Annotated in this window: 9 protein-coding genes; 5 read left to right on the top strand and 4 right to left on the bottom strand. The window is 43.2% G+C overall.

Going from position 1 to position 7,450, the window contains the following annotated elements:
* Window positions 1-168 precede the first annotated feature (168 nt).
* Together BKB51_RS19900 and BKB51_RS19895 are read right to left on the bottom strand one after the other, a co-directional pair.
* On the bottom strand, window positions 169-597 hold the full coding sequence (locus BKB51_RS19900; protein ID WP_085902870.1) for a hypothetical protein: 429 nt from the start codon (window positions 595-597) through the stop codon (window positions 169-171).
* A 158-nt stretch (window positions 598-755) separates the two neighbouring features.
* A complete protein-coding gene (locus BKB51_RS19895; protein ID WP_085902869.1) occupies window positions 756-1,388 on the bottom strand; it encodes a S24 family peptidase in 633 nt (210 codons plus the stop codon).
* A gap of 236 nt (window positions 1,389-1,624) precedes the next feature.
* Here BKB51_RS19895 and BKB51_RS19890 point away from each other — a divergent pair, with 236 nt between their 5' ends.
* Window positions 1,625-2,266, top strand: a complete 642-nt coding sequence (locus BKB51_RS19890) for a pseudouridine synthase (RefSeq protein WP_245813309.1) — start codon at window positions 1,625-1,627, stop codon at window positions 2,264-2,266.
* Between the two features lie 160 nt (window positions 2,267-2,426).
* On the opposite strand, the gene BKB51_RS19885 is transcribed toward BKB51_RS19890, so the two are convergent.
* Window positions 2,427-2,636 (bottom strand): hypothetical protein, encoded by a 210-nt coding sequence (locus BKB51_RS19885; RefSeq protein ID WP_085902868.1) that lies wholly within the window; start codon window positions 2,634-2,636, stop codon window positions 2,427-2,429.
* Between the two features lie 421 nt (window positions 2,637-3,057).
* Here BKB51_RS19885 and BKB51_RS19880 point away from each other — a divergent pair, with 421 nt between their 5' ends.
* Both BKB51_RS19880 and BKB51_RS19875 read left to right on the top strand, forming a co-directional pair.
* Complete coding sequence (locus tag BKB51_RS19880) at window positions 3,058-3,411, top strand: DUF952 domain-containing protein (protein ID WP_085902867.1); 354 nt, start codon at window positions 3,058-3,060, stop codon at window positions 3,409-3,411.
* Between the two features lie 139 nt (window positions 3,412-3,550).
* Window positions 3,551-4,615, top strand: a complete 1,065-nt coding sequence (locus tag BKB51_RS19875; RefSeq protein WP_085902866.1) for a quinone-dependent dihydroorotate dehydrogenase — start codon at window positions 3,551-3,553, stop codon at window positions 4,613-4,615.
* 11 nt (window positions 4,616-4,626) lie between these two features.
* On the opposite strand, the gene arsC is transcribed toward BKB51_RS19875, so the two are convergent.
* Window positions 4,627-4,974 (bottom strand): arsenate reductase (glutaredoxin), encoded by a 348-nt coding sequence (arsC, locus tag BKB51_RS19870; protein ID WP_085902865.1) that lies wholly within the window; start codon window positions 4,972-4,974, stop codon window positions 4,627-4,629.
* A gap of 132 nt (window positions 4,975-5,106) precedes the next feature.
* Between arsC and BKB51_RS19865 the strand changes: the two genes are divergently transcribed.
* Together BKB51_RS19865 and BKB51_RS19860 are read left to right on the top strand one after the other, a co-directional pair.
* Complete coding sequence (locus tag BKB51_RS19865; RefSeq protein ID WP_085902864.1) at window positions 5,107-6,408, top strand: EAL domain-containing protein; 1,302 nt, start codon at window positions 5,107-5,109, stop codon at window positions 6,406-6,408.
* Window positions 6,409-6,562: 154 nt separating this feature from the next.
* Window positions 6,563-7,447, top strand: a complete 885-nt coding sequence (locus tag BKB51_RS19860) for a TIGR01459 family HAD-type hydrolase (protein WP_085902863.1) — start codon at window positions 6,563-6,565, stop codon at window positions 7,445-7,447.
* The last annotated feature ends 3 nt before the right edge of the window (window positions 7,448-7,450 follow it).

The following is a 7,450-nucleotide window of genomic DNA, read 5'->3' as shown; positions in this document are numbered from 1 at the left end:
GACTACGCTTTACTCGCTCTTTCTTTGAAGGTCCCATCATAAGTCTCCAATATGTAAACTTATTTCAGGACGCGACAAAGTGCATAATAAAAAGCCCGGAATTTGGTCCGGGCTTTTTATTTCAGAGAGATTTTTCCTCAATGAAATCAATGAAGAGGAATCTTGGAATTATCCAGCTTTAACTTTAAAGTTAGCTGTTAGTTCTTCTGTGCACCTGTTGCAAACCCAGTCAGATCCCTTTGGCGGTTTGGGGTGATCTTTGTTATTCAATTTTTTAGCTCCCCCAAAGTCATGAAAATTTTTACAAGTTTTTTGGAAGCAGGCTTCAAGTGAATTTGCGTAGCTGTATTTAAAGGCGTTAATCTGGTTTTTGCCTGTCAGCTTATCCATTAAGCCGCCTTGCCCGACCTTTTTTTTCAGGCAGTGCAGTAGCGTTTCCTGAACTGTTTTTTCGGCATAGCCTACATAAAGGACTTCAAAACTACGGTCCGAGCCGAGATGTCCAAGTGCAAATGAACCGGGCATTGGTTGGATTATTTCTTTGAGAATAATCTTCTCTTCCAGCTTGTGGGGACCATCCATGTCCAGTTTAGCCATACTGCGTGCCTCTAAATTGTGTAAACTTTACGCTTTAAGCGACTAACAAGGGCATCGCTCGTTACACTAATATGACGCTAAAGCCTTTAAAAAAGGTAAAAATTATGATTTACGCTTTGTTAAATTTGGTGACTTTCAAGCGTTTAACCTGATTACTTTTATTGGCTAGCCCAAAGAATGCGCGCAATCCAGATAATATCCTGTGTCATGATCGTTGTGTATTGGTCAGGAGTTGCCAAATCTTTTAATTCCGCTTTTAAAGGGCTATTCCTGATAAGTTCTTTTATGACGATCTCATGATCAGATTTCATTAATGCGACACGGTCACCACGCCTGATATCCGCACTGGGCGATATAATCAAAGTGTTCCCATCGCTGTATATTGGCTGGTAACTGTCGCCAACGATTTCCAAGCCAAAAGCATGATTATCGTCAATGCGCGCGAAGAGAGCCTGATCCCAAGCATTTCCGGTTGGGTGACCATTTGTGTCAAACTGTTCTCCTAAAGATGCGTGAGTTACGTCCTGTACAGGGATCTTCTGGGCTAATAGTCCCGCACTTTCTTCACCAATGAGATTTACAAATTCTGACAATGTGGAATCAGTAGCATGCAGAATTTTGGCTATAGATTCTGTGCTTGGCCATCGTTGTTTGTTTTGAGGCGTCACTCGCTTACTTTTATTGAAAGTTGTGGGATCTAGTCCCGCTTTTCGAGCAAGCCCTGAGGGCGAAAAGGAATTCTGCGCAGCTAGGTTATCTACTGCTCTCCAGATATCTTCATGTTTAAGCATTGTACCACCACCCAAAAAGTTAAAGTTTGAGACGTGCACCAGTACTAATGCAGGAATTATACCTTATTTTTATCAAAATTAGGATGAAAAGCTTATAAATTGGAGCTTTGTCTCTTATTTGTGATAGAAACATCACCTATAGATGGTAAATGTTAGAGTTCTATTTCTTTTGTCGACAATGTTAAGTATTTGATGTTCTATGAGAATGTCGTTTGTTGGTGAAGCAAAATTAAAAAATGAAAAAAATAGAATCACATAAGCGTGATAGAAAAAAAAAGTTTAAAGACTCCCGTAATTTAAAGGCAGAGGGGCATGCTCGACCCGACTTAATGTATGTTGCCTTGTATAAGCCATACGATGTTTTGAGCCAGTTTACAGGTGAAGAGGGTCAACGCACGCTCCGTGAAATTAATTTACCACGCGGTATTTATGCAGCAGGTCGCTTAGATCGAGACAGTGAAGGTTTGTTGCTTTTAAGTAATGACGGCCCTTTTATTGACCGCTTGATCCATCCCAAAAATGGTCATGAACGTAGCTATCTTGTGCAGGTGGAAAATATTCCGAATGAAGATGCTTTATCTCGCCTCAGAAGTGGTGTGGTGATAAAGGGATATAAAACAAAACCCTGTCAGGTAGAGTTGTTGACGTCTGAGCCCAAATTGCCACCGAGAATGCCGCCTATCCGAGAGCGTAAGAACATACCAACAGCCTGGATACGAATTTCTCTGACTGAGGGTAAAAATCGTCAAGTGAGAAGAATGACTGCGGCGGTTGGCTTTCCTACGTTGCGATTGGTCCGTGAATCAATTGGGAAACTAAGGCTTGGCAGGTTGCAGCCAGGTGAGTGGAGGGCTGTCTCGCCGGAGGAAATTTTATGAGGAACCTGCTATAAGCCTTATGTTGGTGGCGTTCTTTGTGCTGAAACTTGTGTGTTGATTAAAAAAGAAATGGCGGGAAGTTACCTTCCCGCCATTAGGCTGTCTTTCACAGGCTAAAGACAGTCCTTTAGCGACTTAGATGATTGAGAACGTGAGGGGGTTACTGTTCTGTCTCAATCATAGAAACGAAGAGTTGCCGAATATTTTCTTCGCCTAAGTCGTTCTGTGGCGATCCTACATTGAAAATCGCTGTTTTTGGAGAAGTCGAAATCATTGATTGATCCGATTGTCCCATGGCTGATACGGCGTCTAGGGCAGTTGCCAATGCCCTGCTGCCGATGGTGCTCGCTGTCATGTTTTGGTATGCCATGGTTTTCTCCTTTATATTAGGATGTCTAGCTCGCAATAGACTTCCTGGTAAGGTGTAATGCAGGGAGCGTGCCAGTTTGTTTTATTTTTGTAATGTTGAGTGGTTTTATGGATTAACATATTGAATTAAAACAAAATAAAAAATAGACGTGGCTTTATTTTTTCAAGGTGATATTGAGGATGTTTTGTGGAAATTGAGGATTTCTGCGGGAGATGAGCGGCTTGAGTGGTGTTTCTGTTTTGGTTTGCGACTTAAGATTGACTAAAATCCTTTGTAAACTGCGGGTTTTAGCTTGAGTAGAATAAAATTATAAGTTGTTATGTTCTTAGGTGTGTTGCATTTTGCGGTAATTGATGTGGAGTTTTTTTGCAAAATGCAATGCTATTCGCGAATTTATGATATGATAAAGAAGAATAGTGTAATGACTGAACGATATATATATCACGTCTGTAAACGTGAAGAATGGACTACTGCGCAAGAAGTGGGTGCTTATTCTGGGTCTTCGCAAGATAAAGCTGATGGATTTATTCATTTCTCTGGACGCGAACAGGTCCATGGTTCGGTTGCGAAACACCGCGCTGGCCAGACAGGCCTTGTTTTGCTCGAAGTTGATTCTACCTTACTTGGTGAGGTGTTGAAGTGGGAGCCTTCAAGAGGTGGGGCACTTTTTCCTCATTTATATGATGATTTGCTGTTAACAGCCGTTACAAGAACAGCACCGCTAAATCTTTTGGATGATGGGACCCATGATTTTCCAGACTGGTTGTGTCGATAATTTATTTAGATGATGCATTCATCGTGACTGACAGTATGAAGCGGTATGTCAGCATCTAGCGTGATATGGGTGGCGGTGACGAAATGGCTATGTTACTTCCCTTGGCGTCACAAGTCAGATGCAATCCTAGGAGAATTTTGTGAATAGCTTTGATGTCATTGGTCCTTGTATTCGGCTCTTATCACCAGAGAGAGCCCATAACTTTACTTTGTGGTGTCTTAAGCATGGTTTGGCTCCATCGCAAAAAACAATGGCTGATCCCATTCTTAAAACGAAACTCTGGGGGCTAGACTTTTCAAATCCTCTAGGGCTTGCTGCAGGATTTGACAAGAATGTTGACGCTGTTGAACCAATGCTTGATCAGGGGCTGGGTTTTACTGAAGTAGGCTCTATTACTCCCTTGGCTCAACCGGGTAATCCAAAGCCAAGAGTATTCCGCTTATCTGAAGACCAGGCCGTTATCAATCGTATGGGATTTAATAACGGTGGAATGGAAGTTGCTGAAAAAAGATTGGCAAAGCTTCGGCAGAAGAAACTTTCGGGGGTGCTCGGGGTCAATCTGGGTAAAAACAAAACGACAGAAGTTGCTCTTGAAGATTATCAAAAGGGAGCTCGTAAACTTGCCCCCTATGCTGATTATATGGTGATTAATGTATCCTCACCGAATACACCTGGGTTGAGAGCACTGCAGGGCAGAGGAGAGCTTGAGGTTTTGATTTCTGGTGTACAGGAAGTGCTGGTTTCTACTCTTGGTGAGAAGGCTCCGCCACTTGTCTTGAAAATTGCACCTGATCTAACCGAGGAAGATAAACAGGATATTGCGACGGTCGCGTTAGATCTCTCATTGGATGGATTAACGGTTACAAATACAACAATCGAACGCCCTGAAAGCCTTGAAAGTGAACATCGTGCCGAGGTGGGTGGCTTGAGTGGTGCGCCGCTGTTTGAAGCATCCACAGAAGTTTTGAGGGATATGTACCGGTTGACCGAAGGCCGAATTCCTTTGATCGGTGTTGGCGGTGTTGCCAGTGGTCGGCAAGCTTATGCAAAAATAAGAGCAGGAGCTTCACTGGTACAGTTGTACTCTGCGCTGGTTTATGCCGGACCGCCTCTTATCCCTCAAATCCTTAAAGAGCTGATTGTTCTGTTACAGCAAGATGGTTTTAGCTCTGTCGCCGAAGCTGTTGGCGCAGATCATAGATAGATCTGCTCGCTTTATAAAATTTCTAATACTGATTCTGGTGGCCTGCCAATTTTAGCACCCTTTGGGCTAATAACGATAGGACGTTCGATAAGTATCGGATGTTCTATCATCGCTTTGATAAGTTCATCGTCGCTTAAGCCTGTGTCCGATAGGTTGAGCTCTTTATAAATTTTTTCGCCCTTTCTCAACAGGTCGCGTGGATTCATCTCAAGCTGTTTTAAAATATCTATAAGCTGGTTTTCAGTGACGACATCTTTAAGGTACTCAATAATTGTTACCTCGTGTCCTTGTTCTTGAACAATCTTGAGGGTTTCACGCGATTTGCTGCACCGAGGATTGTGAAGGATTTTAACCGTCATGTCAGATAGACCATCTATATAGTTGGAAAAGAAATTTGAAATCTGTCAAATTATGAGTGCTTTGTTAAGTCTCTCTCAAGAACCTTGTGTCATTGATTATCCTATTCATTATATCTAGTCGAAACAAAATTTATGCCTCTACTGCACCACTTGTTCTTTATAACAATATACTGCGGCCTTGCTCTTATCGCGGTTCTTTTTGGGCCTAGCTATATTCCTGATCTTCAAACTGGTGGCGCCATGTTGCTGGGCTTATGGATTTTTCTGGCAGGCGTCGTGCTTCATGAAATTATTACGCGCCGGGGGAATGACGAGGACACAACGGCAAAGCTTGAAACGATTCATCATAACCAAGCCGTTTTACGGGACCGCATTTCCTGGACCCGACGAGAAATAAAGGGGATGGCCGAAGCTTTTGAGGCAGCAGGACAATCAAGTAAGTTAAGTGAAGAGCAAAATATAATTAATGATGCTCTGTCCGAGGTAAATCTTCTCAAAACCCTTATGCCAAGATTAACGGATCCTTTTCTTGGGCTGTTTGATGATGAAGAACGGTCTCAGTTTGAGGCGCCTGAAAAGAAAGAAGCAGTTCAACAAAAGCGACAGATTGTAAAAAGTGATTTTCTGGACGATTTCAGAAATGAACGATCTATGCGGGCAAGGCAAAAAACAGAAGCAACAAAAGAAGAGGTTTCTGTTTTAAGCGATCTGAGTGAAACAGAAGTGTTGTCAATTGTAAGGCGTTCGTTACGCGACGACCGGATTGATATGTTTTTACAGCCGGTTGTTGCGTTGCCTCAGCGTAAAAGGAAATTTTATGAATGCTTTTCCCGTCTGAGAACTTCTAATGGCCAGATAATTGAGCCGGGGCAATATGTTTCTATCGCAACGAGAGCTGGGTTAATCACGGCGATTGATAATATGCTTCTATTCCGTTGTGTGCAGATTATTCGAAAGATTATCCGTTCTGGAGAAGATGTTTCTTTCTTTGTCAACTTATCATCCCATACCCTAAAGGATCAGGATTTCTTTGATGATTTTGTTGATTTTGTGCGCGGAAACATCGAAATTGCACCGCATCTTATTATCGAAGTCGCGCAAGATGAATTTTTGAACTTAAAAGCCAGCGAACTATTAAGCTTAGAGCGTTTGATGGCTCATGGTTGTCGTTTGTCACTTGATCGGATGAGGACGCTGGACATGGATTTAAAAGCTCTGGCGGCAGGGCGTGTGCGCTTTCTTAAGTTGGAAGGTTGGCTTTTTTCTGAAAATAGCAACAAAACCAAAAAGTTTTTAAATGATCTGCGAAGCCTTCCTATTGAATTAGTTGTCGAAAAAATCGAGACGGAAGATGCACTTGTGCAGGTTCTCGATCAGGATGTTGCGTATGGGCAGGGGTATCTTTTTGGAGAGCCGAGACCTGCGAAGCCATAAGCTTGTTAAAGCTGTAACCTAAATAGTTGTATTCAAAAAAATGTTATAAACAGAGCTATCTTGCTGAACTGGTGACTAATGCTTTGCAAGTCATAGCGCTTGTGGCACAAGAGCTACCATCATTTCTAGAATAGATATCCCGCAGGAAGTTCCAATGTCAGCCACGCCTCGTACGATCCCGCTTTTATCAGGGGTTTCCGAAATAATTGATAATTATGATGGGTTTGTTATTGATCTTTGGGGGGTGATGCATGATGGCCTAGAGGCTTTTCCTGAGGCAGTGAATGCGCTGCAGAAACTGAGAGAAGCTGGCAAAAGGATTGTTATTCTGTCAAACGCCCCTAGACGAGCTGAGTCTGTGACTGTTCGCAATGAAGAGTTGGGTATTGCTCGGGACCTTGCCGATGCTGTTCTCTCATCCGGTGAAGTTACCTGGCGAAATCTGAAAGAACGAGCGCTGCCATTCTATCAAAAACTTGGGCAAAATGCTTTCCTGATTGGGCCAGAGAGAGATCTTGGCATGAAAGAAGGGCTGGACTTTACCTTTGTTGATAACATCGATAATGCCGATTTCATCATGCTGACCGGGATTTGGGATCCTGACGATAAGGTCGAGCGCTATGACCACCTGTTGAAACCTGCGCTTGAGCGTAAGTTGCCGATGGTTTGTGCCAATCCTGATCTGGAAGTTATTCGTGGGGGCAAGCGTGAACTATGCGCCGGGGCTGTCGCTCATCATTACGAAGATATGGGCGGTGAAGTGCAATATCACGGTAAACCTTATCAGGATATTTACAAGGAATGCATGCAGCTCGTTGGCATAGAAGATGGAACACGAGTGCTTGCTGTGGGGGATTCTTTGCGTACGGATATTACAGGGGCAAATGCCGCAGGTATTCATGGTCTGTTTATTGCGGGTGGGATTCATTCTGACGATCTCAATGGCTTGAGCTCGCCAACTGACATGTTGAAGCTTGCGGGTCTGTGTAACCGCTATGGACAGTACCCTGTTGCCGCAATGCCAATTTTTAAATGGTAAGGC

It is taken from the genome of Kiloniella majae (assembly GCF_002118315.1).
In the GTDB taxonomy this organism is placed as follows: domain Bacteria; phylum Pseudomonadota; class Alphaproteobacteria; order Kiloniellales; family Kiloniellaceae; genus Kiloniella; species Kiloniella majae.
The sequence above is the reverse complement of the archived record's forward strand: the minus strand, read 5'-3'. Positions and strand labels throughout refer to the sequence as shown.